At 73.4% G+C, this 24,691-nt stretch carries 28 protein-coding genes; 13 read left to right on the top strand and 15 right to left on the bottom strand.

The genetic code is table 11. From position 1 onward, the window contains the following. The first annotated feature begins 41 nt into the window (after positions 1 to 41). Positions 42 to 887: a hypothetical protein gene (locus ACF3NH_RS22105; RefSeq protein WP_422926073.1), complete on the top strand. Its 846-nt coding sequence runs from the start codon at positions 42 to 44 to the stop codon at positions 885 to 887. A gap of 31 nt (positions 888 to 918) precedes the next feature. On the opposite strand, the gene ACF3NH_RS22100 is transcribed toward ACF3NH_RS22105, so the two are convergent. Beyond that, on the bottom strand, positions 919 to 1,869 hold the full coding sequence (locus tag ACF3NH_RS22100) for a replication initiator protein A (RefSeq protein WP_422926071.1): 951 nt from the start codon (positions 1,867 to 1,869) through the stop codon (positions 919 to 921). A 716-nt stretch (positions 1,870 to 2,585) separates the two neighbouring features. Between ACF3NH_RS22100 and ACF3NH_RS22095 the strand changes: the two genes are divergently transcribed. Both ACF3NH_RS22095 and ACF3NH_RS22090 read left to right on the top strand, forming a co-directional pair. Beyond that, positions 2,586 to 2,831, top strand: coding sequence for a hypothetical protein (locus ACF3NH_RS22095; RefSeq protein WP_422926069.1), 246 nt, complete (start codon positions 2,586 to 2,588; stop codon positions 2,829 to 2,831). 64 nt (positions 2,832 to 2,895) lie between these two features. After that, positions 2,896 to 3,120: a DUF4170 domain-containing protein gene (locus ACF3NH_RS22090; RefSeq protein ID WP_422926067.1), complete on the top strand. Its 225-nt coding sequence runs from the start codon at positions 2,896 to 2,898 to the stop codon at positions 3,118 to 3,120. Between the two features lie 72 nt (positions 3,121 to 3,192). Here the strand turns inward: ACF3NH_RS22090 and ACF3NH_RS22085 are convergent, their stop codons facing one another. Then, positions 3,193 to 3,369: a hypothetical protein gene (locus ACF3NH_RS22085; RefSeq protein ID WP_422926065.1), complete on the bottom strand. Its 177-nt coding sequence runs from the start codon at positions 3,367 to 3,369 to the stop codon at positions 3,193 to 3,195. Between the two features lie 195 nt (positions 3,370 to 3,564). Here ACF3NH_RS22085 and ACF3NH_RS22080 point away from each other — a divergent pair, with 195 nt between their 5' ends. The 3 genes from ACF3NH_RS22080 (at position 3,565) to ACF3NH_RS22070 (ending at position 6,272) form a co-directional block, all read left to right on the top strand. After that, on the top strand, positions 3,565 to 4,224 hold the full coding sequence (locus ACF3NH_RS22080; RefSeq protein WP_422926063.1) for a hypothetical protein: 660 nt from the start codon (positions 3,565 to 3,567) through the stop codon (positions 4,222 to 4,224). A 156-nt stretch (positions 4,225 to 4,380) separates the two neighbouring features. Beyond that, positions 4,381 to 5,406, top strand: coding sequence for a ParA family protein (locus tag ACF3NH_RS22075; RefSeq protein WP_422926061.1), 1,026 nt, complete (start codon positions 4,381 to 4,383; stop codon positions 5,404 to 5,406). Then, positions 5,403 to 6,272, top strand: a complete 870-nt coding sequence (locus ACF3NH_RS22070) for a ParB/RepB/Spo0J family partition protein (protein ID WP_422926059.1) — start codon at positions 5,403 to 5,405, stop codon at positions 6,270 to 6,272. Before ACF3NH_RS22075 ends, ACF3NH_RS22070 begins: the two co-directional genes overlap by 4 nt. Positions 6,273 to 6,309: 37 nt before the next feature. Here ACF3NH_RS22070 and ACF3NH_RS22065 read toward each other — a convergent pair whose 3' ends face one another. From ACF3NH_RS22065 to ACF3NH_RS22045, 5 genes are all read right to left on the bottom strand, one after another. After that, entirely contained in the window at positions 6,310 to 6,573 is a 264-nt protein-coding gene (locus ACF3NH_RS22065) for a helix-turn-helix domain-containing protein (RefSeq protein WP_422926057.1), read from the bottom strand. Between the two features lie 11 nt (positions 6,574 to 6,584). Beyond that, a complete protein-coding gene (locus ACF3NH_RS22060) occupies positions 6,585 to 6,830 on the bottom strand; it encodes a hypothetical protein (protein WP_422926055.1) in 246 nt (81 codons plus the stop codon). 18 nt (positions 6,831 to 6,848) lie between these two features. Continuing rightward, positions 6,849 to 7,697 carry a septum site-determining protein MinD gene (gene minD / locus ACF3NH_RS22055; RefSeq protein WP_422926053.1) on the bottom strand — a complete coding sequence of 283 codons (849 nt, stop codon included), beginning with the start codon at positions 7,695 to 7,697 and terminating at the stop codon, positions 6,849 to 6,851. A gap of 37 nt (positions 7,698 to 7,734) precedes the next feature. Continuing rightward, positions 7,735 to 8,433, bottom strand: coding sequence for a septum site-determining protein MinC (gene minC / locus ACF3NH_RS22050; RefSeq protein WP_422926051.1), 699 nt, complete (start codon positions 8,431 to 8,433; stop codon positions 7,735 to 7,737). Positions 8,434 to 8,625: 192 nt separating this feature from the next. Continuing rightward, entirely contained in the window at positions 8,626 to 9,294 is a 669-nt protein-coding gene (locus ACF3NH_RS22045) for a hypothetical protein (RefSeq protein ID WP_422926049.1), read from the bottom strand. Positions 9,295 to 9,511: 217 nt separating this feature from the next. On the opposite strand from ACF3NH_RS22045, the gene ACF3NH_RS22040 reads away from it, so the two are divergent. Further along, on the top strand, positions 9,512 to 9,811 hold the full coding sequence (locus tag ACF3NH_RS22040) for a hypothetical protein (protein ID WP_422926047.1): 300 nt from the start codon (positions 9,512 to 9,514) through the stop codon (positions 9,809 to 9,811). A 78-nt stretch (positions 9,812 to 9,889) separates the two neighbouring features. Here ACF3NH_RS22040 and ACF3NH_RS22035 read toward each other — a convergent pair whose 3' ends face one another. After that, positions 9,890 to 10,861 carry a lysozyme family protein gene (locus ACF3NH_RS22035; RefSeq protein ID WP_422926045.1) on the bottom strand — a complete coding sequence of 324 codons (972 nt, stop codon included), beginning with the start codon at positions 10,859 to 10,861 and terminating at the stop codon, positions 9,890 to 9,892. A gap of 118 nt (positions 10,862 to 10,979) precedes the next feature. Between ACF3NH_RS22035 and motA the strand changes: the two genes are divergently transcribed. From motA to ACF3NH_RS22005, 6 genes are all read left to right on the top strand, one after another. Next, a complete protein-coding gene (gene motA, locus ACF3NH_RS22030) occupies positions 10,980 to 11,867 on the top strand; it encodes a flagellar motor stator protein MotA (RefSeq protein ID WP_422926043.1) in 888 nt (295 codons plus the stop codon). Between the two features lie 200 nt (positions 11,868 to 12,067). After that, positions 12,068 to 14,431, top strand: a complete 2,364-nt coding sequence (locus tag ACF3NH_RS22025; protein WP_422926041.1) for a hypothetical protein — start codon at positions 12,068 to 12,070, stop codon at positions 14,429 to 14,431. Positions 14,432 to 14,435: 4 nt separating this feature from the next. Next, positions 14,436 to 15,176 carry a flagellar basal-body rod protein FlgF gene (flgF, locus tag ACF3NH_RS22020; RefSeq protein ID WP_422926039.1) on the top strand — a complete coding sequence of 247 codons (741 nt, stop codon included), beginning with the start codon at positions 14,436 to 14,438 and terminating at the stop codon, positions 15,174 to 15,176. A gap of 40 nt (positions 15,177 to 15,216) precedes the next feature. After that, complete coding sequence (gene flgG, locus ACF3NH_RS22015; protein ID WP_422926037.1) at positions 15,217 to 15,999, top strand: flagellar basal-body rod protein FlgG; 783 nt, start codon at positions 15,217 to 15,219, stop codon at positions 15,997 to 15,999. Positions 16,000 to 16,010: 11 nt separating this feature from the next. Further along, entirely contained in the window at positions 16,011 to 16,457 is a 447-nt protein-coding gene (gene flgA / locus ACF3NH_RS22010) for a flagellar basal body P-ring formation chaperone FlgA (RefSeq protein ID WP_422926035.1), read from the top strand. Next, complete coding sequence (locus ACF3NH_RS22005) at positions 16,454 to 17,278, top strand: flagellar basal body L-ring protein FlgH (protein ID WP_422926033.1); 825 nt, start codon at positions 16,454 to 16,456, stop codon at positions 17,276 to 17,278. The genes flgA and ACF3NH_RS22005 overlap by 4 nt, the downstream gene beginning before the upstream one ends. Positions 17,279 to 17,312: 34 nt before the next feature. Here the strand turns inward: ACF3NH_RS22005 and ACF3NH_RS22000 are convergent, their stop codons facing one another. From ACF3NH_RS22000 to ACF3NH_RS21970, 7 genes are all read right to left on the bottom strand, one after another. Next, entirely contained in the window at positions 17,313 to 17,870 is a 558-nt protein-coding gene (locus ACF3NH_RS22000; RefSeq protein WP_422926031.1) for a hypothetical protein, read from the bottom strand. Between the two features lie 134 nt (positions 17,871 to 18,004). After that, positions 18,005 to 19,141: a flagellar basal body P-ring protein FlgI gene (locus ACF3NH_RS21995; RefSeq protein ID WP_422926029.1), complete on the bottom strand. Its 1,137-nt coding sequence runs from the start codon at positions 19,139 to 19,141 to the stop codon at positions 18,005 to 18,007. Positions 19,142 to 19,158: 17 nt separating this feature from the next. Next, positions 19,159 to 19,506 (bottom strand): polysaccharide deacetylase, encoded by a 348-nt coding sequence (locus ACF3NH_RS21990; protein ID WP_422926027.1) that lies wholly within the window; start codon positions 19,504 to 19,506, stop codon positions 19,159 to 19,161. Positions 19,507 to 19,532: 26 nt separating this feature from the next. Beyond that, positions 19,533 to 20,606 carry a flagellin gene (locus tag ACF3NH_RS21985; protein WP_422926025.1) on the bottom strand — a complete coding sequence of 358 codons (1,074 nt, stop codon included), beginning with the start codon at positions 20,604 to 20,606 and terminating at the stop codon, positions 19,533 to 19,535. Positions 20,607 to 20,628: 22 nt separating this feature from the next. Beyond that, positions 20,629 to 22,071, bottom strand: coding sequence for a flagellar hook-associated protein FlgK (gene flgK / locus ACF3NH_RS21980; RefSeq protein WP_422926023.1), 1,443 nt, complete (start codon positions 22,069 to 22,071; stop codon positions 20,629 to 20,631). Positions 22,072 to 22,128: 57 nt separating this feature from the next. Beyond that, a complete protein-coding gene (locus ACF3NH_RS21975) occupies positions 22,129 to 23,631 on the bottom strand; it encodes a flagellar hook protein FlgE (protein WP_422926021.1) in 1,503 nt (500 codons plus the stop codon). Positions 23,632 to 23,743: 112 nt separating this feature from the next. Further along, on the bottom strand, positions 23,744 to 24,685 hold the full coding sequence (locus ACF3NH_RS21970) for a flagellar motor protein MotB (protein ID WP_422926019.1): 942 nt from the start codon (positions 24,683 to 24,685) through the stop codon (positions 23,744 to 23,746). Between the last annotated feature and the right edge of the window lie 6 nt (positions 24,686 to 24,691).

The following is a 24,691-nucleotide window of genomic DNA, read 5'->3' as shown; positions in this document are numbered from 1 at the left end:
CATAGCCTCGCCCTCCCGCCCCAGGCCGAGGCCGACGCAGAATGCCGCTTCTCCCTTCCCTCCCCGCGCCCCTCCTGCCCGCCGCGACCGGCGCCGCGCGGCCGCTTGGCCCGTGCTGGTGGCTGGCCGCGGCGCTGCTGCTGCTGGCCGCGGGCCAGAGCCTGTCCGGCAGCCCGGCGGCGCGGGATGTCGCGCCGCTTCTGGCTCCCGCCCTGGTCTGGACGGCGGCGCTGCTGGCGCTGGCGGCCACCCCGCTGGCGTGGCGGCCGCCGCGGCAGGGCGAGCCCGCCGCCACACCGGAGGATCCGCCCAGGGCGCCGCGGGAGGATCTGCTGGAGGATCTGCGGCACCTGCTCAGCGAGGAACGGCGGCAGATGCGCGAGGCCACCGCCCTGCTGAGCCGGGCGGTGGCCGCGGGCGCGCAGCTTTCCGGCCTGACCCAGGCGGCGGGCAACCGGCTGCGGGTCATGCTCGAGGCCGAGGCAGCGCCGGCCGCGCGCCTGCCGGCGCTCTCCCCGCTTCCTTCCCCCTCTCCCGATCCCTCTGCCGATCCCTCTGAGAATCCCTCCCTGGCGCCACGGCTGGAGGCGGCGCTGCACCGCCTGGAGGCGGCCCTGCCCGCCGAGGCCCTGTCGCGCGTCGAGGCCTGCGCGGCGCAGCTCGGCACGGCGGCGCCCGCCCTGTCGCGCCTGCCGGAGGTCCTGGCCGCCCTGCTGGCGCAGCAGTCCGGCCTCGCCCGCGGCGAGGCGCGGCTGGGCGATGCCGCCCGCTACCTGACCGACACCACCGACCGCCTGGCCGGCGAGGCGGCGCTGCTGGAGAGCCAGGCGGTGCGGCTGCAGGCGATGATCAGCATCCTGGGCCGCGAGGGGCGGCTGTCCGGCTGAGGGTGGCCCGAGGGGCGGTTCCCGGGACGGTTCAGGGGACGGCCGCAGCCTCCGCCGCCGGCTCGGCCTCGTCCTCCTCGAGCAGCGGCATGGCCTCGACCGGCAGCAGCGCGGTGAGGTTGCCGGTCGGGTAGAAGGCGACCAGCCAGGACTTCAGCGGCGCCGTGCCGGAGGGGCGCGGAAAGCCCTTGTCGAGGGCGCGCCGGAGCCGCGGGTCGATCAGGGCGATGCCATAGCCCGGCAGGCTGCGCCGGTGCTGCGCATAGGCGGCCAGCTCCGCCTTGAAGCGGCGCAGGTCCTGCGTCGTGCCGACCCGGTTGCGCAGCTTCGCCAGGTTCATGCGGAAGCCCTCCGGCGGGCCGCTGCGGGCGATCTCGTAGAGCCGCTTGGCGACCGGCGGCAGTTCGAAATACTTCGGGCTGTAGGTCAGGAAGTGCTTGTCCTGCACGATGGCGCGGAACAGCCAGGCGCAGAGGGTCAGCTCCACCGCGCGCATCTGCTTGGCGCCCTCGCGGCCGCGGCGGTGATAGAGGATGCGGTACTCGTCGAGCCAGCCGAAGCCGCGATCCTCCCCCTCCCCGCCGGTCTCGATATTGGTGCGGATGAAGGTGGACTTCAGCCGCGCCAGGGATTCCTCCAGCCGCTCATAGGCCGAGCCGCCCGGCGTGCTGCCGGTGGTGACGAAGAAGTCGTGCGCGGTGAAGGTGATGCGCGGCGAGGGATTCTCGCCCCGGTTCAGCTTGTCGGCGATCAGCGAGGCCGAATAGACCAGCAGCTCCTTGTCCCAGATCGAGGCGACGCCGTGCTTGGTGCCGACCACCTCGATCCAGGTGGTGCCGTCATCGTAGCGCGGCAGCTCGGTCTCCTTCTCCCGCCGCAGCGAGAAGAAGTTGTAGACCATGGTGTTGCGGTCGCCCTTGACCTTCCCCACCAGCGGGCTGTCGGTGATCCCGGAGAAGTTGAAAGCCTGCTGCTCGTCCATCGGCCCCGCGTGTCCTGCGCCTCCCTTGTGCCTGTGGCGGCGGCCGGTTTCCAGCATCGCCATCCGGCCTGTCGGCGTGGCGACGAGTCTTTTTGACCCGGGGATTCGTCGTGACGCCGACATCCCTCCCGCCGGGCCCGGCTCGTACCAGGCTCGTGAGCGGGAGATTTTATCCACAGCCCCATTCGTCGTGACGCCGACAGGGCAAAAGCCACTCGTCGTGACGCCGACAAATCCTCGTCGTGACGCCGACGCAAGTTCGTCGTGACGCCGACGCAAGTTCGTCGTGACGCCGACGCAAGTTCGTCGTGACGCCGACGCAAAGGCCCCTCAACCCCATGATCCTGAAGGGGAATTCGGGGGGCATAACTGTATGACTCTAAGACTCTTATAACTTTGTAACACTTCTGGCGGGCCACGACGGCGCGAAGCCGGGATGGTCATGGAACGGGGTTGTCGGGAACAGCACAACGCAAGGCCCGGCCGCCGCAGGCAGTGTCGGCGTAAAGACGAAAGCAGGCAGTGAGCAAGGATTCGAGATATCAACCAAAGGTTGATTTACTGAATCTTCTTTTCAGTTATGAACCGGAGTTCTTGCGTGTTCTTGCGCCGCTTCACCCTCTCCGCCGCAGACAAAGCGCGCGAGGAGCGACAAAAAAATTGCGGGGATTGTGCGAAAAATGATAGGAGAGACGCCGAGCCCGAGGGAGAACCCGATGCCGATCCACAAGCGACCAGGCCCGTTTCTACTGCTGCTGCTCGGCAGCATCCTGCTGCTGGCCCCCGGCCATCACCTGGCTCCCTGGCTGCTGCCGGAGGAAGCCATGCTGGCCGGCTTGGCGATCCTCGCCCTGGGCATCGCCCTGCTTCAGGCCGACGGGTGGCTGTTTCATTCCAGAGGGGGATCGAGCCGCTCTGGCCCTGCCAAACGGATGAAAATCCGCATACGTTGCGCGCGTTAACCGGCGCGGCGGATTGGCCGCACACTCTCCGCCGGAACGGCCCGCCAGAATGGAAGGACCCAGCATGAACGATCCCCTGAGCAGCCACGAAATCTGGGTGGTCTGGGGCGGAATCTTCCGCGACACGAGCTTCACCGACCTCGAGGCCGGAACGGAGGAACTGCACGGTCCCTTCCACAGCCAGCAGGAGGCCGAGAAGGCCTGGCTGGAGCGCATGCGGCGGATGGTGGACATCGCCTCGCACCGCCTCTTCGTGCTGCGCGCCCTGCCGCCCTCCAGCGGCGGCTGAGGGCCTCCGGCCTGCCCGGACCCCGCCTGGGGCCCGACGGCCGCGGGCGTGGCCGACCCGGCGCGAGACCCGCTATTGCCGGAAGACGCGCGCCATGCAGTCGGCCCGCTGACCCGGCGACAGGCTGGCCGAGGCCTGGCCGCACAGGCTGGTCTCCGACGCGGCATTGCCGGACCGGCCGAACGTCAGCCCCGCCAGGGCGGCGGCCAGCGACAGCAGCAACAGGATGACGAGACAAACCGGCCGCATCCGCAGCTCCCTTCAGGAACCAGGGGATAAAGAACCTGGAAACCTTTTAGGGATTTGTACATAAAAAGAGATTTTTTCAAGCCGCGAGGCACCGTCCGGCCTCGCTCGGGCGCCCTTCCGCGATAATCTCCGCGTGATCCATGCGGGAGTCCCGGGCATGTCGTGGAAAGTTCTGTCAGCGGCCGGAGCCGGGCCATGAGTGGTCTGCGCTATCCGAGCTTCGTGGCGCCCCATTTCGTGGAGATCGAGGGGCGGGGCGATCTGCCCGGCCCGGTGTGGCGCGCCTGCGCCTTCACCACCGCCACGGCCGAGGCGCCGGGGCTGGCCCGGCACCACCACCACTGCCTGCTGCGTGGCACGCAGGACGACTGGCAGGAAGGCGCGATCGCCTGGACGACCGAGACCCGGCCGCTCCTGCCGCAGGCCGGGGCGCCGGAGCGGATGGTCACCCAGGGCGAGGCGCCCGGCCTGTTGGCGGCGATCACCGCGGCGCTCGGCGCGGCGCAACGCCCGGCGCCGGACAGCACGACCCTTTGCCTGGCGCCCGCCTTCGTTGCCATGGCGCGGGAGCCGGGCCTGCCGGGGATCTGGGTCTGCTCCCAGCTCAGCGCGACCGGCCCGGTGACGGCGGAGCAGCCCTGGAGCGAGGTGCAGACCGCCTATATCCGTGAGCATCCGGGGCAGCCGCGCCCCTATCACTGCACACTGGAAAGCCTGCCCTTCGCCGCGGTCATGGCCCCGTCGGAGGCCGCGCCGCCACAGCCCCGGCTGGTGGCGCGCTGGACCTGCCAAGGGCTCGAGGCGGCGGTCGCCGAGTGCCAGCGGCGGATGTTCGCGCCGCGCCCGGCCTTCTGACGTCAGAAGGCCACGTGGCCCCACTGATCTCATCAACGGTCAACCACTGCTGTTGACGTTGACGGTCGTGCCCGGCCCTGCCACCCTGCCGGGGATACCGGCAAGCCCGGTTCTGACGTCAGAACCGGCGGCGGCCGAGGGGGTCAGGGGGGCGGGATGCGGGGTGAGGATCTGCGCGGGCTGCGCCGGCAGCTGCGGCTCAGCCAGTCGGCGCTGAAGGACCGGCTGAACGCGTCGCTCGGGCGCAGCTACGACAAGCCCAAGGTCTCGCGCTGGGAGAACGGCCATGAGCCGGTCCCGCAGGAGGTGGCGGAGGCGCTGCGCGGCCTGGCGCACGGCCGGCCGCGCCATGCCCGCATCCTGGCCCTGGCCAATCAGAAGGGCGGGGTCGGCAAGACCACCTCGGCGCTGAACCTGGCCTGCGGGCTGGCGCGCGCGGGGGCGCGCGTCCTGCTCCTTGATCTCGACCCGCAGGCCACGGCCACCGTCGCCCTGCTCGCCGGCGACAGTGTCGAGGCCTATCGCCAGGGTCGCACCATGGCCCATGTCATCCTGCGCGACCTGCCGCTGGAACAGGCCATCCTGGGGCAGGAGGACGCGCTGCTGGCCGGCCGCGCCGGCTTCGATCTGGCGCCCAGCCATATTGATCTGGCGGAGACCGACGGGCGCCGCGAGCCGGGCTTCGACGTCGCCCTGCGCGAGAGCCTGGAGACGGTGCGCGACCGCTATGACGTCATCCTGCTCGACGCCCCGCCCAATCTCGGCATGCTGACGGTGATGGCGCTGGCGGCGGCCGAGGATGTCATCATCCCCGTCCGCACCGAGCCCTATGACAGCATGGGGGTCGGGCTGATCCTCACCACCATCGGCAAGGTGCAGCGGCGGCTCAATCCGGGCCTGCGCCTGGCCGGCATCCTGCCGACCCAGTACGGCGCGCGCAAATCGGTCGACCGCGAGGTGCTCGAGCAGCTGGTCGGCATCATGCGCGATCGCGCCCCGGTGCTGGAGCCGGTGCCGGCCAGCGCGGTCTTCGGCCATGCCGCGCGCAACGGCCGGATCGCGCTCGAGGCCTCGCCGGGCGCGGCGGCGCCCGCCGTCTATGGCCGGCTGGCGGCGGCGCTGCTGGCCGGCGGGCCGCTGCCGCAGATGGCCTCGGTCCCGCCGCAGGAGGCGCTGGCATGACGCGGCCCGCCCCGCCGCGCCGCAGGCCCGCCTCGCCGGTGCTGGGGGCGGCGATGTCGGCTATCGGCGAGGCCTCGGCGGCCCTGGTGCCGCGGGACAGCCGCTTCCGGCACAGTTTCGAGGCGCCGCTGGAGCGGATCCGCCCGGACCCGGCGCAGCCGCGCCGGCATTTCGACCCCGAGGCCCTCGCCGCCCTCGCCGCCACCATGGCGGCGCAGGGGCAGCTGCAGCCGGTCCTGCTGCGCCGGGACCCGGAGCGGCCGGGCGGCTGGGTCCTGGTGGCGGGCGAGCGCCGCTGGCGGGCGGCGCGGCAGAATGGCTGGAGCAGCCTGCTGGCCATCGAGCATGAGGGGGATGCCGAGCTGGCGGCGCTGCTGGAGAATCTGCAGCGCGCCGACCTCGCGCCGGTGGAGGCGGCGCGCGGCGTGCAGCGCCTGCTGGCGCGCGAGGGCATGAGCCAGGCGGAGGCGGCGCGGCTGCTCGGGCAGAGCCCGGCCGAGATCAGCGCCACCCTGCGCCTGCTGACCCTGCCCGAGGCGTTCCTGGCGCGCATGGCGCGGCTGCCCCGTAACGTGCTGGTCGAGCTCGCGCGGCTCGAGGAGGGGCCGGTGCGGCAGCGGCTGATGCAGCTGGCCGAGCGGGGGGAACTGACGGTCCGGGCGATCCGGCAGGCCGTGCGCGGCGGGCCCGACGCACCCCGGCCAGGAGCCGCCGGCGCGCCCCGCACGCTGCTGCCGGCGGCGGCGGTGGAGCGCCTCGCGGCCCGGCTCGCGGCCCGGCGCCAGAGCGGCCGGCCGCTCAGCCCGCCCGAGCGGGACGGGCTGGAGGCGTTGCGGCGGGAGATCGCCGCCCTGCTGGAAGCCTAGGGCGGCCTGACAGGGTCCTGGCGCCTAGCCCTGGAGCCTAGCCCTGGGGCCCGGCCTCGGCGCTGAGGTGCGCCGGTGCCCCTTCTGACGTCAGAACGCCGACCGAGCCGTCGCGACGGAAGAGCGCGCCCTGGCCGGCCAGCACCGCCTGCACCTTGCCCAGGGTGCGGCTGGTGACATTGCCCGCCCCCTCGATCCGGCTCAGCGTATTGACCGAGACGCCCGCCGCCGCGGCCAACTCGCGCAGGGAGAGGCCCAGCGCGGCGCGGGCCATGCGGCATTGCGCGGCCGAGATCAGCATGTCGCGTCCTTTCAGCGGCCCGGCGTCAGGTCGATGTCGATCTCGCGCAGCTCCAGCTTCGGCGAGGTGCCGATCTTGACCCGCACCTGGCCGCCGCGCGCCAGCTTACGGATCTCCCGCAGGCAGGCCTCCTGCAGGCGCTGGGTGATGTCCTCCCCCAGCACCGCGACGCGATCGGCGCCGACCTGCCGGCGCAGCCGCGCCGCAGCGAGATGCGCCGTGCTCCGGCGGCGCTGGATCAGGGCGATCAGGGGCATGGCTTTCCTTTCAGGAGATCAGGCGAAGCGGAACAGGCGGCGCAGGAAGCTCCGCTGCTCGGCGACGGCCAGGGTGGCGCTGATGACGGCGGCGCTCGGCACCCGCACCGGCTGGCGCACCTCGCCCAGGAAGCGGGACACCGCCTCGCGATAGGCCTGGCCGGCATCGGTCGCGGCGTCCATGCTGGCCGGCAGTCCGGAATTCGAGGCCTTCAGCACCGCCCGGCTCTCCGGGATGACACCGAGCAGATCGGCCGAGAGGATGTCCTGGATGTCGTGCAGCGGCAGCATCTCGCCCGCCCGCACACGCTCGGCGTCGAAGCGGGTGACCAGCAGATGTTCCCGCACCGGTTCCTGTCCCGTCTCGGCGCGCCGAGACTTGGCGGCGATGAAGCCGAGGATGCGGTCGGCGTCGCGGATCGAGCTGACCTCGGGATTGCAGACCACCAGCGCGTGGTCGGCGTGGTAGAGCGCCATCATGGCGCCGTGCTCGATCCCGGCCGGGCTGTCGCAGAGGATGTAGTCGAACTCGCGCTTGAGCTCCTCCATGACGCGGCTGACGCCGTCGGGGGTGAGGGCGTCCTTCTCCTGCGTCTGCGAGGTGGCGAGGACGAAGAGGTTGTCGATCCGCTTGTCCTTGATCAACGCCTGCTGCAGCTTGGCCTGGCCGCTCGCCACGTGCAGGAAGTCGTAGACCACCCGCTTCTCGATGCCGAGCACCAGGTCGAGGTTGCGCAGGCCGACGTCGAAATCGACCAGGCAGACACGCTTGCCGCGCAAGGCCAGGGCGGCGCCGAAGGCGGCGGTGGTGGTCGTCTTGCCGACGCCCCCCTTGCCGGAGGTCACGGTGATCACGGTCGCGGACATTCGGGTTCTCCCTGTTGTCGGTGCGAGGGGTCGGAGGTCAGGGCAGGGGCGAGAAACGCAGCCAGCCCTCGCTGATGCGGAGCTGGGCCGGACGCTTCAGCCATTCGGGCGGAATCTCCTCGGCGCCCAGCCAGAGGCCGGCGATGGCGAGGCGCTCGGGGTCCATGATTTTCGCAAAGATGCGGGCCTGCGTGTCATCGCCCAGGCCGGCGCTGGCCGAGCCGCGCAGCGCGCCATAGACGTGGATGCAGCCATCGGCCAGCAGCTGCGCCCCGGGCGAGACCGAGTGCAGCACGATCAGATCCGCCTCGGCGGCGTAGATCGTCTGGCCCGAGCGCACCGGCTCGCCAATGATCAGGGCCGAGCGGCGGGTGCAGGGGGCGGCGAGGTCCTGGCCGGGCTCCGCCTCGAGCATGCGGCCGAGGCCGGCGGCCAGGGCGGCGCGCTCGATCTCCGGCCAGCGGGCCTGGAAGGCGGCGGGGACCAGGCCGGTGCGGCGCACCGCCTCGATCATCCCGGGCAGGCGGGCGGCGGCGGCGGCGGGCAGGGCGGTCAGGTCGAGCAGGACCGGGGCATGGCGGAAGAAGCCCGCCGAGCGGGACAGCCGCTCCTGCAACGCCGTCTCCAGGGCCGTTTCCGGCAGATCCGCCAGCTCCAGCGTCAGCAGGGGCTGGGCGCGGCCACGCAGTGTCAGGGAGGGCTGCGTGGCCGCGGCCCGGGTGGTTTCATACCTCATCACGCCTGCCTTCTGCCGGCGCTTCACCCGGTAAGTTTCGCATTCTGCCGGGTAAGCTGAGCCCGCCTCTTGCGGGCCTGGTCTGCATAGACCGTTTTTCGCATAGAGCGCAAGAGATTTCGCGCCGTCGCCCCGCCCGTCCCCTTGCCCGCCGGCGGGATGGCAGGCTCTCCCCGTCAGGCCGTCAGGCCGTCAGGCCGTCAGGTCCGGCGTCGCCCGGCTCGGTACCGCCTGGGACGCGGCCAGCAGGCGCTCGGCCAGGACCGGCGATATGGCGGTGCAGCCGGCCGCGTCCTGCAGGGCATAGCCGCCTTCCGCGAGGATGGTGAGGCGCCGGCGCTGGTCCGGCAGGGCGATCTCCAGGTCATGCTCCAGCCAGTCGGCCGGGGCGGTCCTGTCCGCCGCCGGGCCCCACAGCCGGCGGGCGGCCTCCAGCACGGATTCGAGGCTGGCGGCCCGGGCCTGGGAGGGCACTCCGGCCCGGGCCGCCGTGTGCAGGCTCAGGCGCCAGGACAGGTCGGGCGCCCCGCCGCGCTCCAGTTCCAGCCGCCAGCCGTCCTGGCTGGCGGCCCAGCGGGCCGGCGTGACCCGGGCGAGGCGCAGCGTCGCCCGGCGCCGCAGGGTCAGCGCGTCGGGCGCCAGTTGCAGGCCGAGGGAGAGCAACCCCGCCCGGTGCCGGCGGCGGCGCCGGGACCGCAGCAGGGGAAGCGGCGCCAGGGCCAGGCTGGCGAGGAGCCAGTAGGCGGGGGGGGGAGGCGGGGCGAGCCAGGCTGGCGGGCCTGCCATCGGCAGGCAGGCGGCGCCGCCAAGGGCCGCGCAGGCCAGCAGCGCCGGCAGGAGCGGTCGGGGGAGGGATGGCATGGCCTTCTCCATGATCGGGGCCTCAGTATCTTCATCGCGCAGAAATTTTTCGCAAATTTCTCCGGAAGTCTCCCGCGACCCTGGCGCGGCGCCGGCAGGGCTCCCGTATGGCAGCACCGCTGCGGCCGGGTTGCGACGTTATGCGAAAAATACTTGATAGGCCACGCGAAATCCTACAGATTTGTCTCACCGACCCCTCCCAGAAGGACACCGCAGCATGCCGATCCAGCTTGTCGACCCCTCGCCCGAGCAGCTCGCCGAAACCATGCTGAGCCGGGCCGCGGCGCTGGGTCGCCGGGACGGGCTGTGCGGCCCGGCGCAGGACGCGGCCGCCATGGCGTTGGGCGAGGGGATCGGGCTGGATCTGCTGGCGCGCCGCGCGCCGCAGGACTGGCTGGTCGTGCCGGGGCAGCGGGCGCTGCTGATGGCGGCGCTGCGCCAGTGCTACAGGGCCGGCCGGGCGCATGGCGCCGAGGTCCGGCGGGAGAACGATGCCCGGCGCGCCACCCGGTCCTGAGCGGCCGGGGTCGCGCGAAAAAATACAGCTCGGCCGGGGAAGGCGCCGTCGGCGCCCTCTGGAGTGGACCGGCGCCCGTCAGCCCTGGCCGTAGGCGCGCCGCGCCGCGGCGGCGTCCTCGCGCAGCGCCTGGACGATCCCGGCGGGCAGGTCCCGGGCCTCCGCGCCGCGCAGCGCGCCGGCCTTGTTCATGCGGCTGAACACCTCGACCAGCGTGGACAGCATCGCCTGCTCCTGGTCGTGCGCCACCCGGGCCGGGCGGCCGCTGCCCCACCAGAAGGGATCCGCCTCGGCCGCCGCGGCGGCGGCGGTGGTCGCCTCCGGTTGCGCGACGGTCAGGCTCAGCGGCCCGTCCGGCGCGGCGAGGCCGAGCTGCGCATAGGTCTGGCTCACCCGCCCGCGCAGCGTCTCCATCACCTGCCGCACCGAGAGGGGGGCGCCGTCGGCGCCGCGGAAGATCGCCGGATTGGCCCGCGCCGCCTCCGGCAGCACCTGGCTCGCCGCCTTGTCGGGATCGCTCGACAGGGTCCGCAGGAACGCCGTGGCGCCGCGCGGGCCGAGGAAGTGGCCGAGATAGAGCTCGGTCGCGTCCGGCTTGCGGCCGCCCAGGGCCGGGGCCAGTGCATCGGCGGTGTCCTTCAGATGCTCGGCGCCGAGCCTGGCCGCGATCTGCGGATCGTCGCGCAGCGCCAGGATGCGGCTGCGCAGCGCCGGATCGGAGACGGTGAGGCGGCTGCCCTGGCGGGTGATCGCCGCCGCCTCCTGGGCCAGGCCATGCGCCGCGCCATGCTCCTGCACCACGCCGAGCCAGGTCTGCTCGATGAACTGGAACAGGCCGCGCGCCGAGGAGGTGCCGGCCTGGGCGTCGCTGCGGAAGCCGCTTTCCATCGCCGCCTTGGCGGCCAGCACCTCGAAGCCGACGCCCGTGGCGCTGGCGGCGCTGCGCAACGCGCCGGTGACCCGGGAATCGACATTGTAGCGACCGAGGCTTTCGCGCGTGGCGCGGCCGGCCGGGTCGGCCAGGGGTTGGAGGGAGACCGGCTGGGGCATGGGGCACTCCGCATTTTGCGAAAAATGTCCATAGCACGAAGGCATGCGAAATGATAAGAGGGATGCATCGGCCGCCTGCAGGCCGTCTGTCGCAACGAGGCGAGGCCGCTGCAACGCGATGATCCAGATTGCCGGAATCCTTGGAGTCTTCGTCGCCATCTTCGGCGGCTACCTGATCGCGGGCGGCAAGATGGGGGTCATCCTCCATGCCATCGGCCCGGAGATGATCATCATTGGCGGCAGCGGCGTGATGACCCTGCTGATCATGGGTGATGCCGCCAGCGTTGCGAAAACATTCAAGTCGCTGGGCATCGCCTTCAAGGGCCCCCGCTGGAAGAGCCAGGACTTCAACGACCTGCTCTGCCTGCTCTACCTGCTGTTGCGCACGCATCAGAAGGAGGGTGCGGCCAAGCTCGAGAAGCATATCGAGAAGCCGGAGACCTCGCCCATCTTCAGCCGCTACACCCGGCTGACCGCCGAGCCCGCGCTGCGCGGCCTGGTCTGCGACACGCTGCGCACCATCACCCTGAACAACAAGGACCCGCACCGCGTCGGCGAGATGATGGAGGCGGCCATCGACAAGCGCCACGCGGAGAACCTCAAGCCGGCCAAGGCGATCCAGACCGTGGCCGACGCCTTCCCCGCGCTCGGCATCGTCGCCGCCGTGCTCGGCGTCATCAAGGCGATGGGCGCGATCAGCGAGAGCCCGGAAATCCTGGGCGGCATGATCGGCTCGGCGCTCGTCGGCACCTTCCTCGGCGTCTTCCTCTCCTATGGCCTGGTCGGTCCGCTGGCCGCGCGGATCAAGGGCATCGTCGAGGAGGAGCGGCGCATGCTCGATGTCACCCGGGCGGTGATCACCAGCTATCTCGAGAACCTCTCGCCGCAGATCTGCGTCGAGGTCGGGCGCCAGTCGGTGCCCTCCAAGCTGCAGCCGAGCTTCGACCAGATGGAGGAGCAGCTGCGCGAGGCCGGCCGGGTCAAGACCGACGGCGAGGGGGCCTGAGCCCCATGCCGCCCGCCGCCGCCCTGCCAAGGGCCGTTCTGCTGGCCGGCCTTGCCCTGCCGATGGCCGGTCCCGCTCCGGCGCAATCCCCTTCGGCCCAATCTGCGCCCGCCCAACCCGTTCAGCCCCAACCCGTCCAGGCGCAACCGGCTCCGCCCCCCGCCGGGCGGGACGCCGCGGCCGCGGCGCCATCCCTGGCGGTGCGGCTGCGCGGCGGACAGCATGCCGATCGCGGCCGGGTCGTGCTGCATCTGGGCGAGATCCCCGCCTACAGCCTGCGCCGGCTGGGCCAGGACCATGAGCTGCGGCTGCGCGGCGCCTATCGCATCGACCAGTCCGGCCTGCGCCGCCCGCGCGAGCTGGCCGGCGTCTCGGTGCGCCAGGACGCGGGCGAGACCGTGCTGCGGCTGCACGGCAGCTGCGATTGCACCGCCGAGAGCGGCGCTTTCGACGGCATGCTCTATGTCGATCTGCGCCCCGCCGCCGGCGCCCCTTCCGGGGCGGAGCTGGCGCCGCAGGCCGAACGGATCGAGGCGGCGCGGCGCCGCCTGCTGGAGGATGCGGTGCGCCTCGGCCTGCTCGGCCGCGACCAGGCGGAGGCCTTGCTGCGCGGCGCCCCGCCGCCGGCCGCGCCCCTGGCCGCGCCCACGCCCGTGCCCCTGGCCGCCACGGCGCCGGCGCCCCCGCCGCCCGTTGCCCCGCCCGTCTCCGCTCCGGCGCCGGCCGCCGCCCCGCCGTTGAAGACGGATGATCTGGCCGCGCTGCGGGACGCCATGACCCGCCGCCTCGCCCTGCTGAACGGCGCGGCCCCCCCCGCCGCCGCGCCGCTCCCCACCCCGACCCTGGCCGCACCCCTGGCCGCGCCGCCAGCCCCCGAAGCGGCTCCCGAGGCAACTCCCGATCCGGTCCCCATGCCGCCCGTGGCGCGCCTCGCCTGCCCGGCCGCCTCCTTCTCGATGGCGGCGTGGAAGGGCGGCGGAAGCTTCACCGAGGGCCTGGCGCCGCGCCGCGCCGCCCTGGCGCGGACCGACCAGGGCCCGGCCGAGCTCGCCGCCCTGGCCGAATTCTACGTGGCGCATGAGCTGCCGCGCGAGGCGCTGTCGCTGCTGTCCGGGCCGCTTGCCGAGACGCCCGGCCCGCTCCTGCGGGCGCGGCTCGAGCGGGCGCGCGACATGGCCCGCCTGCTCGCCCGTCAGCCGATCGACCCGGCCTCGCCGCTGCTGGCCGAGGCGGCCGGCTGCGCCTGGCCCGACCTGCCGCTCTGGCAGGGCCTGGCCGCGGCGCTGGGCGGCGACGGGCCGGTCCTGTCGCGCCTGGCGCCGCGCATCCGGGGCGCGCTGCGCGACCTGCCGCCGGATCTGCGCCTCGCCTTCGTGGGCATCCTGGCCGATGCGGCCGAGGAGGACGCGGAGACGCTGCGCGGCCTGCTCGGCGCCATCCGCACCCTGGACGGGCTGCGTCCCGACCAGCGGATCCTGCGCCATGCCCTGCTGGCGCGGCTGGCCCGGCTGGAGGGCAACCGCGCGGACGAGGTGCAGCATCTGGAGCGCGCCGTGGCCGTGGAGGGCTTCGGCGCCCGCGGCCTGCCGGCGCAGCAGGCGCGGCTGCGGCTGGCGGCGCTGCGGCTCGGCCAGCCCGGTCCCGAGGCGCAGCAGGCCGAACTGCTGTTGCAGGATGCCAGCCGCACCTACCGCTTCGATTCCTTGGGCGAGGAGGCGGCCGTGCTCTATGCCGAGCGGCTGCTGGAGCGTGGCGATATCGGCGGCGCCCTGGCGGTGGCCGATGGCGCCGGCATGGCCGCGCTGCGCCCCGGCATGGACAGCCGCGGCGCCCGGCTGGCGGCGGGCGCCCTGCGCCGGCTGCTGCTCGCCCCGCGCGACGGCGGCCTGCCGCCGCCGGCCGACCGGCTGGCGCTCTACTGGCAGTACGAGGGCTATGCCACGCCGGGCGAGCGGGGCGACGACATCCGCCTCGGCGCGCTGCGGCTGATGCTGGAGCAGGGCCTGGCCGATGCGGCGCTCGACACCGGGCGGCAGCTCACCCCAGCCACGGCGCAGCGCCCGGAGGCGGCGCTGCTGCTGGCCCGCGCCGAGGCCGGCGCCGCCCAGGGCGACGCGCAGCGGGCCCTGGCCCTGCTCGCCCCGCTGCCACCCGGCACCGCGACCCGGCAGGCCGCCAGCGCCGCCCTGCTGCGCCTCGGCCGGCCGCTGGAGGCGGCGCGGGCGCTGGAAGGGCTGCCCGACCTGGCCGACCGCCAGCAGCGTGCCGCCCTGCTGTTCCAGGCCCAGGACTGGGCCGCGGCGGCCGAGGCCTATGCCGCGCTGCTGCGCGACCCGGCGCTCGAGGCATCGCCGCGGGCCGAGGCCGCGGCGCGGCTGGCCAGCGCCGCGGCGCTGGCGCGGCAGCGCCCCGGCATCGCGCCCGATCTGCTGGCCGGCGAGCCCGCCGCCGAGAACCTGCTGCGTCTCACCGCCGAGGCGCCGCCCGAGCGTGGCGTCGCCGGCGCCCGCGCCGCCATCGCCCGCAGCCGGCGGATCGAGCAGCTGCTGCCGGAGAGGAACTGACGCCATGGACAGCCCCAGCATCGTCGGCCTGTCCGGGCAGCTGGCGCTGCGCCAGCAGCTCGACGTCACCGCCAGCAACCTGGCCAATGCCAGCACCACCGGCTTCCGCGGCGACCGCACCCTGTTCCAGAGCCATGTCAGCCGCCTCGCCGTGCCGGGGCGCGAGGTGGCCTTCGTGCAGGACCGCGCGACCTATGTCGACACCCGCCAGGGCGGCATCGCCCAGACCGGCAATCCGCTCGACCTGGCGATCGACGGCGATGCCCATCTGGCGGTCGAGCGGCCGGGCGGCGCCCGCGGCTACACGCGGGACGGCCGGCTGAAGATCAGCGCCGACAACACCCTGACCGACAGCGCCGGCCGCCCGGTGCTGGGCGAGGATGGCGGCCGCATCACGCTGCCCGACGCCGCCTCCCGCCTCGAGATCCGCGCCGACGGCACCATCCTGGTCACGCTCGAGGGCGGCCGGGCCGAGCCGGCCGGCCGTATCGGCCTGTTCCGCGGCTCCGATCCGCGCGCCCTCCGCAAGGCCGGCGACGGCCTGCTCGAGATCGCCGATGCGGCGCCGGCGCCGCCGGGCGCGGCGCGGCTGGTGCAGGCCGCGCTCGAGGCCTCCACCGTCCAGCCGGTGCAGGAGCTGGCCAATCTCACCCTGCTGCAGCGCGCCTATGACAGCCTGCAGCAGGCGGTCAGCGAGGATGACAGCCGGCTGCGCCGGATGATCGAGACCATCGGGCGGCCGTGAGCATGGCCGCAATCCCCTCCCGCGACGAAGGAGTTCCCCCATGCGCGCCATGAGCATCGCGGCCACCGGCATGCAGGCCCAGCAGACCAATGTCGAGGTCATCGCCAACAACATCGCGAACGTCTCGACCACCGCCTTCACGCGCCGCAAGGCGGAGTTCCAGGACCTGATCTACCAGTCCACCGAGCGCGTCGGCTCCGCCTCCTCCGAGGCCGGAACGCTGCTGCCGGTGGGCACCCAGGTCGGCCTCGGCGTGCGCAACTCGGCGGTCAGCCGCATCACCCTGCAGGGCTCGCTGACCGAGACCGGCAACCGCTACGACCTGGCGCTGGAGGGGCGCGGCTATCTCGGCATCACCCTGCCGGACGGCACCATGGCCTATACCCGTGACGGCAGCCTCAAGCTCTCCAACGAGGGCCAGCTGGTGACCAGCGAGGGCTATCCGGTGGAGCCCGCGATCAATGTCGCGGCCGATGCCAAGGATGTCACGATCAACCAGGCCGGCGAGGTGATCGTCACCGAGGCCAATGGCCAGCAGCGCAATGCCGGCCGGCTGAACCTCTTCATGTTCGCCAACGACTCCGGCCTCGAGGCGATCGGCGGCAACAAGTTCCTGGAGACCGAGGCCTCCGGCCAGCCCAACCAGGGCCTGCCCTCCGATCCCGGCTACGCCAAGGTGCGGCAGGGCTATCTCGAGGCCTCGAACGTCAATGTGGTGCAGGAGATCACCCAGCTGATCGCCGCCCAGCGCGCCTACGAGATGAACTCGAAGGTGATCGAGGCGACCGACCAGATGCTGCAGACCGCCAACAACGTGCGCTGAGGCCGGGCCCGATGCGTCCCCTGCTCCTGGCGCTGCCGCTCCTGGCGCTGCCGCTCTCCGCCCCGTCCGCCGCGGCGCGCGAGGTCTGGCACGCGGCCCGCCCGCTGCTGCCGGGCGACATCCTGCAGCCGCAGGACATCGAGGCGCTGGCGCCGCGCCGCGACCGCGCCGATCTGGTCGAGGCGGAGCGCGAGGTCATCGGCCTCGAGGTCAAGCGCCGCGTCCGCGCCCAGGTGCCGCTGAGCGCCCGCGACATCGGCGAGCGCGCCCTGGTGCGCGCCGCGCAGCCGGTCCGCGTCTTCTGGAAGAGCGCCGGCGTCTCGCTGGAGCTGGAGGGCCGGGCCCTGGAGGCCGGGGCGCTGGGCGAGGCGGTGCGCGTCCACAATCCCGGCAGCAACCGCACCTTCCGCGCCCTGGTGGTGGCGGAAGGCACGCTGGAGGTGCGCGCCGCGCCATGAGCCAGTTCCCCCGCCCCCCGGTCTTTCGCCCCCCGGTCTTTCGTCCATCGGTCTTTCGTCCATCGGCCTTCCGCCCCTCGGCCCTGCGCCTCCCGGCCCTGTTGCCGCTCGCCCTGCTCGGCCTGGCCGGCTGCGACACGCTCGGCCATATCCAGCGGCCGCCGCCGATCTCGGCGCCGGGCGAGATCGGCGGGGCGCCTGCCACGGCGCCGGACAGCCCGCTCGAGGTGGCCAACCGTTCGCGCCCGGATGCGGGCGGCCCGGCCATGGCCGGATCGCTCTGGCGCCCCGGCAGCCGCACCTTCTTCCGCGACCAGCGCGCCCGCACGGTGGGCGACCTGCTGACCGTCGAGATCGAGATCGACGACAGCGCCCAGTTCGACAACAAGACCGAGCTCGAGCGCGAGAGCGCGCAGTCGATGCGGATGCCCTTCCTCTTCGGGCTGCAGGGCGTGCTCGGCCGCGCCTTCGGCGGCCAGCTCGATCCCGCCCTGGAGCTGGGCGGCGGCAGCACGGCCAACGGCAGCGGCAAGATCCGCCGCAACGAGAAGATCCGCCTGCAGGTGGCGGCCACCGTGGTGCGGGTGCTGCCGAGCGGCAATCTGGAGATCGCCGGCTCGCAGGAGATCCGCGTCAACAACGAGCTGCGCGAGCTGCAATTGCGCGGCCTGGTGCGGCCGGAGGACATCCGCCCGAACAACCGCATCGCCTCGGAGAAGATCGCCGAGGCGCGCATCGCCTATGGCGGGCGCGGCGTGTCGAGCGACCTGCAGCGGCCGCGCTGGGGCCAGCAGGTGATCGAGCGCGTGATCCCCTACTGATCTCCCCGCCTTAACCTCCTCTCGCCGGATCTCCTCACATCGGGCCGGGCAACCGGTCGCGATAGTCGAGGATGGCCTCGCGCAGCGCCTCGGCCACCGGCAGGCCGAGGCCGCCGGCGACCAGCGCCGGCTCGCTCGCATCCCGCCGGTCCAGCCAGAGCCGCGCCTCGGAGGCGCGCTGCTGCGCGGCGATGCCGGCGCCGAGGCCGTGCGGGCCGGGCAGGGTGGCGGCGGGCGGCGGCGCCTCGACCCGCAGGCCGCGCAGCGCCGTCCAGGCCAGGCGCCCCTCGGGCAGGAGGATGCCGGCGGCATCGAGCCGGATCTCGCGCCGCCCCCGTCCCCGCCGCGCCCGGCGCCAGGCCAGGGCCGCCAGGCCCAGCACCAGCAGGGCGCCGAGCGCGGCGCCGAGCGACAGCGCGTCGTGCCGCGCCGGATCGATCAGCACCGCCAGGGCGGGCAGGCCGAAGAGGCCGCCCAGCAGCGCCACGCTGGCCAGGAAGGCGAGCGGCGGGCGGGCCGGGCGCAGATGCAGCAGCAGGGCGCCGTCGCCCAGCGGGGTGCGGGTGAAGGCCCCCTGATCCTGTCCAGCCATCCGCCCCTCTCCGTTGCGCGGCGCAGGATAGGGCCAGGGGCGCCCGGGATGAATGGGCGCCGCCGCCGCGCGGACGGGTTCGGCCGCCGCCCGGCCGGGCCCCGAGCTGCGGCGGCCATCGGCGGACGCGGCGGTCAGATGAACTGCAGCTCCGCATGCAGCGCGCCGCTGGCCTTCAGCGCGGTCAGCACCGAGATCAGGTCGCGCGGCGCGAGGCCGAGCGCGTTCAGCCCGTCCACCAGATCCTTCAGCGTCGTGGCGCGCGGCAGGGTGGCCAGGCGCCGGCCGCGCTGGTCGTCCACCTCCACCTGGGTGCGCGGCACCACCGTGGTCTCGCCATTGGAGAAGGGCGCCGGCTGGCTGACCAGCGGGCTCTCGGTGACGCGGATCACCAGATTGCCATGGGTGATGGCCACCGGATCGACGCGCACCTGGGCGCCGACGACGATGGTGCCGGTGCGCTCGTCCACCACCACCCGCGCCGGCGTCTCGGGCCGCACCTGCAGCCCCTCCATCTGCGCCACCAGCAGCGGCAGCCGGTCGCGGAAGCCGGGCGGCACCCGCACCTCGACGGTGCCGAGGTCGAGCGCCGTCGCGGTCGTGGCGCCGAAGCGGGCGTTCACCGCCTCTTCGATGCGGATGGCGGTGGTGAAGTCGGGCGCGCGCAGCGCCAGGCGGATGCTCTCGAGGCCGCGCATCTCGACCGGCACCTCGCGCTCGACCAGCCCGCCGCCCGGCACGCGGCCCTGGGTGGTGACGCCGCTCGAGATGCTCTGCGCCTGGCCCTCGGCCTTGAAGCCGCCGACCACCACCGGGCCCTGCGCCACGGCATAGACCTCGCCATCGGCGCCCATCAGCGGGGTCACGATCAGCGTGCCGCCGTTCAGGCTCTTGGCGTCGCCGAGCGAGGAGACCTGCACGTCGATCGGCGTGCCCTGGCGGGCGAAGGCGGGCAGCGTCGCGGTGACGATGACGGCGGCGGTGTTCTTGGTCTGCACCCGGGCATCGGCGACGTTGATGCCCATGCGCTCCAGCATCGCCGCCAGGCTCTGCTGGGTGAAGGGCGTGTTGCGCAGCTGGTCGCCGCTGCCCTGCAGGCCGATCACCAGGCCGTAGCCGATCAGCTGGTTGCCGCGCACCCCTTCGATCGCGACGATGTCCTTGAGCCGCACCTGCGCCTGGGCCAGGCCCGGCAGCAGGCCGGACAGCAGGCCCGGCAGGGCGGCCGCGAGCAGCAGCAGGCGGAGCGGACGGCGCGGGCGGCGCGGCATGGCGCGGGCGTCCCGCGTCAGGCGCTGTAGCGCAGGCCGGCGGCGGCCAGCGCCGCGACCGGCATGCGGGCGGGGTCGAGGCCGAGCAGCGCCTTCATGGCGCCGAGCGCGCGGCCGTCCTGCAGCCGCCGTGCCGGGCCGCCGGCCGCCTCGTCCGGCCTCTCGCTCGGCCCCCCGCCCGGCCCCTGGATCAGGCCGCGCCAGAGGCGCACCGCCGTCTCGCGCGCCAGCGGCGTCGCCAGCATGAAGGCCTCGGCGCAGGTCTCGGTGTCGCAGCCGAGCCCCTCGGCCATGGCGGCGTAGGTGGCGATGTCCTCCTCCTCCAGGGCCAGGGGGATGAAGGGGGAGACGGGGGGGATGGCCATGGACGGTTTCTCCGGGGATGGGGTGATCAGAGGTAGTTGACCAGGCTCAGCTGATTGAGCCGGGCGGTGACCGAATAGGTGGCGTTGAGCTGCAGCTCGAGGGCGGAGACGCGGTCGGCGATGGTGTAGTAGTCGACCGTCTCGAGGTCGTTGATCTGCGCCGTCGCCGCGGCGATCGCCCTGTCCTGGATCTCGGCGACGCTCTCGAGCCGCGCCTGCTTGATGCCGAGCACGCCGGAGAGGGTGGTGAGCTGGCTCTGCGCGCCGCGCATCAGCGCGCCGGCCTGGTCGAGCAGGCCGCGCCGCGCCGCCTCGCTGAGCTGGCTGTCCGGCGCGTCCAGGGTGGAGAGCAGGGCGAGCGACTGGAAGGCGTCGCGGAAGGCCTGGTTGTCGGCGCGGACGTCATAGCTCAGCGTCTCGCCGGCGCCGATGCGGACCTGCGTCGGCCGGCCGTCGCCGGTCCGGCTGTCCGCGCCGTAGACCAGGCCGTAGAAGGCCGGCGGCTGGGTCGTGGCATCGCCGTCGCCATCGGCATCGGCATCCTCGAACAGCGCCCGGACATCGGCCATCAGCGCCCCGGCCTCGTCCGCGTCGAGCGGGCCGCCGCCGCCGACGGCGCCGCCGAGCAGGGACTGCACCTGGGCGAGCAGGCCGGCGGGCGCGGCCACCGGCGGCGCGGCGCTGTCGGTGCCGGCAAAGACGTTCTGCTGGTCGAAGCGGGTGTTCAGCAGGCCGACGAGGCTCTCGAGCGCGCCGCGCGCGGCCGCGGCCAGGGTGGCATAGCCATCGCCCTCCAGCGCCTCGGCCTGCAGGATCTGCGTCGAGATCTCCTGCATCACCGTGCCGGCATTGCCGAGCGCGGTCTGCATGGTGGCCAGCCGCAGCCCGGCCTGGCTGGCGACGCTCTTCAGCGAGGCGCCCTGCTGCACCTCGCCGTGCAGTTTGTAGAGCAGCGAGGCGCCGACGCCCATCTCGCGCGCCGGATCGGCCTTCCTGCCCGAGGACATCTCGGCGGTCAGCCGGGCCAGCTCGATCTTCATCTGGGTCAGGTCGGCCTGGCGGCCGATGGCCATGCCGCTGCCCGAAACACGGTTGTCCATGGTGTTCTCCCTCCGCTCCGGCTCACCGGATCTCGGACAGTTCCTTCAGCATGTCGGAGACGGCCTGGATGACCTGCACCGTGGCGGCATAGGTCTGCTGCACGACCAGCAGGCGCATCGTCTCGTCATCCACATTCACGGCGGTCTTGTTGGCCAGGCTCTCGCGCGCCTGCAGCGCCTGGCTGGCGCGGCTCTCGGCGCGGTCGGTCCAGACCGCGCGGGCGCTCTGCATCAGCCCCGCCACCTGGGCGGCGGCCGTCGGCAGGCTCATCGTGCCGGGCAGGCCGCCGCTGCTGTCGTAGCTGCGGTTCTCCTCGATCCCGGACAGGGCGCGGAGGACGAAGCTGTTGTCCGTGGCTTGGCCCGGGCTCGTCGCCTGCATGCCGTCGCGCAGGCGCCACAGCGCGCCGCCCTGCTCGGGATCGGCCTGCGTGTTGAGGCGGATGTCGCGGGCGAGGCCGCGGACGTCATCGCCGCCGGCGAGCGCCACGGGCGGGCTGCCGCCGGTGGTGAAGAGGCCGGCCGCGGTGCCGGAGAGGGTGGTGTCGGCCTCCTGGAAGGCCGTGACCAGCGCGCCGGCCGTCTGGTCCAGCATGGCGGCGAAGCCCGGCAGGGTCCTGTCGCGCAGCGTCAGCGAGGCGGCCAGCGAGCCGCTCTCCGAGACGCGCAGCGCCTGGCCGTTGACGGTGACGCCGGCCAGGCCGGTCGCCGTCGCGGAGATCACCGGCGTGTGGGTGAAGCGCAGGGGGTGCGCGGTGGTGCTGTCGAGCAGCGTGTTGCCGCCATCGGTCATCACGATCAGCCGGCCGGGGCCGTTGTCGTACACCTGGATCGGCACCACCTTGCCGATCCCGGCCAGCAGCACGTCGCGCCGGTCCTCGTACTCGGCCGTCGAGGCGCCGCGCGCGGCCGCCTGGGCCATCTGCCGGTCGTTCTCGGCCAGATTGGCCAGGGCGGTGTTCACCGTCTCGACATCGCGCGCCACGGCGAGGTCGGCCGCGGCCCGGCCATCGGCCAGGGCGGCGTCGAGCCCGTGCAGCGTGTCGAGCAGGTTCTGCGCCGTGGCCAGGACCTGGCTCTGCGCCACGGCGTCGTCCGGGCTGCCGGAGAGGAAGTCGAGCGCGTCCTGGAAGGCGCCGAGGCGGCTCGGCAGGGAGGTCTCGTCCGCCGGCTGGCCGACGGTCTTGTTGTAGACCTCCAGCGTGCCCTGCATGCGGTCGGCATAGGCCTCGGCCGCGTCGGCGGCGCGCGAGGCGGCGGCGAGGGCGGCATCGGCGGCGCGCTGCGCGACGCCGGTCTCGACGCCGGCGCCGCCGCCGGCCACCAGCTTCTCGCCGCGCGGCAGCTCGCGCCGCACATAGCCATCCGTGTTGGCGTTGGCGATGTTGTTGGCGATCAGCGCGGCGTTGCGCTGCTCGGCGGCCAGCGAGGAGAGGGCGGTGGAGAGGGCGCCTTGCAGGCTCATGATCCGGCTTCCGCGTCAGGGAGGGAGGGCGGCGGGGAGAGGCCCGCCGCCGCGGGCTCAGCGCTTGAGGTTGGTCGCCTCTTCCAGCATCTGGTCGGCGGTGCGCACCACCGAGGCGTTGGAGCTGTAGGCGCGCTGCGTCTCGATCAGGTTGGTCAGCTCGGTGCCGATATCGACGTTGGAGGATTCCAGCGCGCCGCCCGAGGTGGTGCCGGCGGCGCCCTCGCCGGCGGTCAGCAGCCGCACCGCGCCGGCCTCGCGCGACATCTCGTAGGCATCGCCGCGCACCGGGTTCAGCCCGTCCGCATTGGCGAAGACGGCGAGCTTGACCTGGTAGATCGCCCGGCTCTGGCCGTTCGAGAAGGTGGCGACGACCTTGCCGTCATCCTCGACCGAGACGCGCTCGAGCAGGCCGAAGGCGGAGCCGTCCTTCTCGATCGCCACGGGGGTGTAGCTGCCGGAGAGCTGGGTGACGCCGGAGACGCTGCCGGGGACGCCGATGTTGATCGGCAGGTCGGTGGTGGCGGTGCCGGACACCCCGGCGCCGACCTGCAGGGTCAGCCGGCCGGTGATCGGGTCGTAGCGGCCGAGGCCGGGGATGGTGTCGGCGGCGGCGTCCGCATCGCTGCCGTCGCGGCCGTAATTGGCCGGGCTCAGGATGGTGGTGCTGGCGCTCTGCGCGACGGTGCCGTCGGCGTTGCGGCTGTGGGTGGTGGTGGCGTCCTTCACCGACTTGATGGTGCCGGCCAGGTTGCTGCCGGCGCTCGCCGGGTAGAACTCGAACTCGACCGAGCCCACCAGATGGCTGGCATCGTAGGTGTCGGCGCCGCTGCCCGAGGCGCCGCTGCCCGTGGCGCTGTCGAAGACCTGCAGGATCCAGGCATTGGTGTTGTCGGTGCCGGCGGCGTCGGGCAGCACCGGCGTGAAGCGGTAGGTCAGGGTCTGGCTGCCGCCGAGCGCGTCGTAGTAGTCGATGCTGCTGACGAAGGCGTTCTCGTTCGGCGGCGGCGAGGCATAGGCGGTCTGGTCGGAGGGCAGGTTGAACCAGGCCTTCATCTGCGTCGTCGGCGAGGAGGCGACCGAGGTGTCGCTGACATTCACCGTGGTCAGGCTCTCCAGGTTGTTGTCCCCCAGATTGCCGGCCGGCAGGCCGTCGGCGCCGAGCCTGACGCCCTGCAGGTAGTAGCCGGCGGCATTGACCAGGTTGCCATTGGCGTCGGGGCGGAAGGAGCCGGCGCGGGTCGCCAGGTACTTGCCGGCGCTGTCGGCGCCCTCGTTGACCACCAGGAAGCCGTTGCCGTTCACCGCGATGTCGGTGTCGGTGCCGGTCGACTGCACCTGGCCCACCTTGCTGATCTCGACACGGTTCTGCGCCGCGGTGCCGGTCAGGGAGGCGGAGCCGTTGCTGCTGCCCTCGAGGACCAGGCTGGAGAACTGCGTGTCGACCCGCTTGTAGCCGACGGTCGAGCTGTTGGCGATGTTGTTGGAGATGCCGGCCAGCTTCTGCGCCTGGGCGTTCAGGCCGGAGGTGCTGGTGCGGAGTGCGTTGATGGCGGTCATCGGCGGTCCCTCTCAAGGCGGGCGTGACACGGGGAAGGCTGGCGGGCGCCAGCCGCTTCGGTTCGGGACCGGCGCCGGCCTTCTGCCGGCGGGCCGGAGGTCGCGCGGGGTTTCACCGCCGCGGCTCGGTGGAATGGCGCGCGGCGGCGCGCGCCGCCTCCACCGCATCGGCGCGCAGCACCGTCACGGCGATGCGGCGGTTGCGCGGATCGGCGGGCGCGCCGGGCAGCAGCGGCTCCATCGCCGCCTTGCCCTCGATGCGGAAGATGCGCGGCGCCGGCACGCCGGCGCGCTCCAGGGCGCGGCGGGCGCTGTTGGCGCGGTCGGTGGAGAGTTCCCAGTTGCCGTAGGCGCCGCGCTGGAAGCGGTCGGCATCGGTGTGGCCGGCCAGCACGACGGCGTTCGGCACGGTGGCCAGCACGCCGCCCACCACCTCCAGGATGCGGGCCAGGCGCGGCGTCGGCTCGGCGCCGCCAGGCTGGAACATGGCCGCGCCATCGCGGTCGAAGATCTGCAGCCGCAGGCCCTCCGGCGTCATCTCCAGCTGGATGTTCTGGGCCAGGTCGCGCAGCGCCTCGCCGGCCATCAGCCGCTCGATCTCGGCCTTCATCGCCTCGAAGCGCTGCCGCTCGATCGGGTCGCGGGCGCCGCCGGCGGCACTGGCGCCCTCCCGGGCGGCCTGCGCCATGGCCTGGGCGGCCGCGCCCTCGCCGGCGCTCTCGCCGCCCTCGCTGTCGCGGCGCAGTCCGCCATCCTCGACGCGGGTCAGCCCGTCCTGCCGCGAATCGCCCGCCGTCAGCACCGAGCGCCCGCCATCCAGCGCGCCATTGCCGGCCGGCAGGTCGAGGATGCTGGAGGCGGTGAAGAACTGCGCGATGCCCTCGCGCTGCGATTCGGTGGTGCTCGAGAGCAGCCACATCACCAGGAAGAAGGCCATCATCGCCGTGACGAAGTCGGCATAGGCGATCTTCCACTGGCCGCCATGCTCCTCCTCGTGCTCGCCATGATGGCGCTTCACGATGATCGGCCGTCTCAGGTGGTCGTCGGCGCTCATGCGGCG

The sequence above is a fragment of the Pseudoroseomonas sp. WGS1072 genome (assembly GCF_049340465.1).
Lineage (GTDB): Bacteria > Pseudomonadota > Alphaproteobacteria > Acetobacterales > Acetobacteraceae > Pseudoroseomonas.
Note: the sequence above shows the minus strand (reverse complement) of the source record. Positions and strands in the feature narration are given on the sequence as shown.

Bases quoted from the DNA above. Each gene is read 5' to 3' on its own strand.
- ACF3NH_RS22105 (WP_422926073.1), top strand. From the start codon at position 42: ATGCCGCTTCTCCCTTCCCTCCCCGCGCCCCTCCTGCCCGCCGCGACC.
- ACF3NH_RS22100 (WP_422926071.1), bottom strand. From the start codon at position 1,869: ATGGACGAGCAGCAGGCTTTCAACTTCTCCGGGATCACCGACAGCCCG.
- ACF3NH_RS22095 (WP_422926069.1), top strand. From the start codon at position 2,586: ATGCCGATCCACAAGCGACCAGGCCCGTTTCTACTGCTGCTGCTCGGC.
- ACF3NH_RS22090 (WP_422926067.1), top strand. From the start codon at position 2,896: ATGAACGATCCCCTGAGCAGCCACGAAATCTGGGTGGTCTGGGGCGGA.
- ACF3NH_RS22085 (WP_422926065.1), bottom strand. From the start codon at position 3,369: ATGCGGCCGGTTTGTCTCGTCATCCTGTTGCTGCTGTCGCTGGCCGCC.
- ACF3NH_RS22080 (WP_422926063.1), top strand. From the start codon at position 3,565: ATGAGTGGTCTGCGCTATCCGAGCTTCGTGGCGCCCCATTTCGTGGAG.
- ACF3NH_RS22075 (WP_422926061.1), top strand. From the start codon at position 4,381: ATGCGGGGTGAGGATCTGCGCGGGCTGCGCCGGCAGCTGCGGCTCAGC.
- ACF3NH_RS22070 (WP_422926059.1), top strand. From the start codon at position 5,403: ATGACGCGGCCCGCCCCGCCGCGCCGCAGGCCCGCCTCGCCGGTGCTG.
- ACF3NH_RS22065 (WP_422926057.1), bottom strand. From the start codon at position 6,573: ATGCTGATCTCGGCCGCGCAATGCCGCATGGCCCGCGCCGCGCTGGGC.
- ACF3NH_RS22060 (WP_422926055.1), bottom strand. From the start codon at position 6,830: ATGCCCCTGATCGCCCTGATCCAGCGCCGCCGGAGCACGGCGCATCTC.
- minD (WP_422926053.1), bottom strand. From the start codon at position 7,697: ATGTCCGCGACCGTGATCACCGTGACCTCCGGCAAGGGGGGCGTCGGC.
- minC (WP_422926051.1), bottom strand. From the start codon at position 8,433: ATGAGGTATGAAACCACCCGGGCCGCGGCCACGCAGCCCTCCCTGACA.
- ACF3NH_RS22045 (WP_422926049.1), bottom strand. From the start codon at position 9,294: ATGCCATCCCTCCCCCGACCGCTCCTGCCGGCGCTGCTGGCCTGCGCG.
- ACF3NH_RS22040 (WP_422926047.1), top strand. From the start codon at position 9,512: ATGCCGATCCAGCTTGTCGACCCCTCGCCCGAGCAGCTCGCCGAAACC.
- ACF3NH_RS22035 (WP_422926045.1), bottom strand. From the start codon at position 10,861: ATGCCCCAGCCGGTCTCCCTCCAACCCCTGGCCGACCCGGCCGGCCGC.
- motA (WP_422926043.1), top strand. From the start codon at position 10,980: ATGATCCAGATTGCCGGAATCCTTGGAGTCTTCGTCGCCATCTTCGGC.
- flgF (WP_422926039.1), top strand. From the start codon at position 14,436: ATGGACAGCCCCAGCATCGTCGGCCTGTCCGGGCAGCTGGCGCTGCGC.
- flgG (WP_422926037.1), top strand. From the start codon at position 15,217: ATGCGCGCCATGAGCATCGCGGCCACCGGCATGCAGGCCCAGCAGACC.
- flgA (WP_422926035.1), top strand. From the start codon at position 16,011: ATGCGTCCCCTGCTCCTGGCGCTGCCGCTCCTGGCGCTGCCGCTCTCC.
- ACF3NH_RS22005 (WP_422926033.1), top strand. From the start codon at position 16,454: ATGAGCCAGTTCCCCCGCCCCCCGGTCTTTCGCCCCCCGGTCTTTCGT.
- ACF3NH_RS22000 (WP_422926031.1), bottom strand. From the start codon at position 17,870: ATGGCTGGACAGGATCAGGGGGCCTTCACCCGCACCCCGCTGGGCGAC.
- ACF3NH_RS21995 (WP_422926029.1), bottom strand. From the start codon at position 19,141: ATGCCGCGCCGCCCGCGCCGTCCGCTCCGCCTGCTGCTGCTCGCGGCC.
- ACF3NH_RS21990 (WP_422926027.1), bottom strand. From the start codon at position 19,506: ATGGCCATCCCCCCCGTCTCCCCCTTCATCCCCCTGGCCCTGGAGGAG.
- ACF3NH_RS21985 (WP_422926025.1), bottom strand. From the start codon at position 20,606: ATGGACAACCGTGTTTCGGGCAGCGGCATGGCCATCGGCCGCCAGGCC.
- flgK (WP_422926023.1), bottom strand. From the start codon at position 22,071: ATGAGCCTGCAAGGCGCCCTCTCCACCGCCCTCTCCTCGCTGGCCGCC.
- ACF3NH_RS21975 (WP_422926021.1), bottom strand. From the start codon at position 23,631: ATGACCGCCATCAACGCACTCCGCACCAGCACCTCCGGCCTGAACGCC.
- ACF3NH_RS21970 (WP_422926019.1), bottom strand. From the start codon at position 24,685: ATGAGCGCCGACGACCACCTGAGACGGCCGATCATCGTGAAGCGCCAT.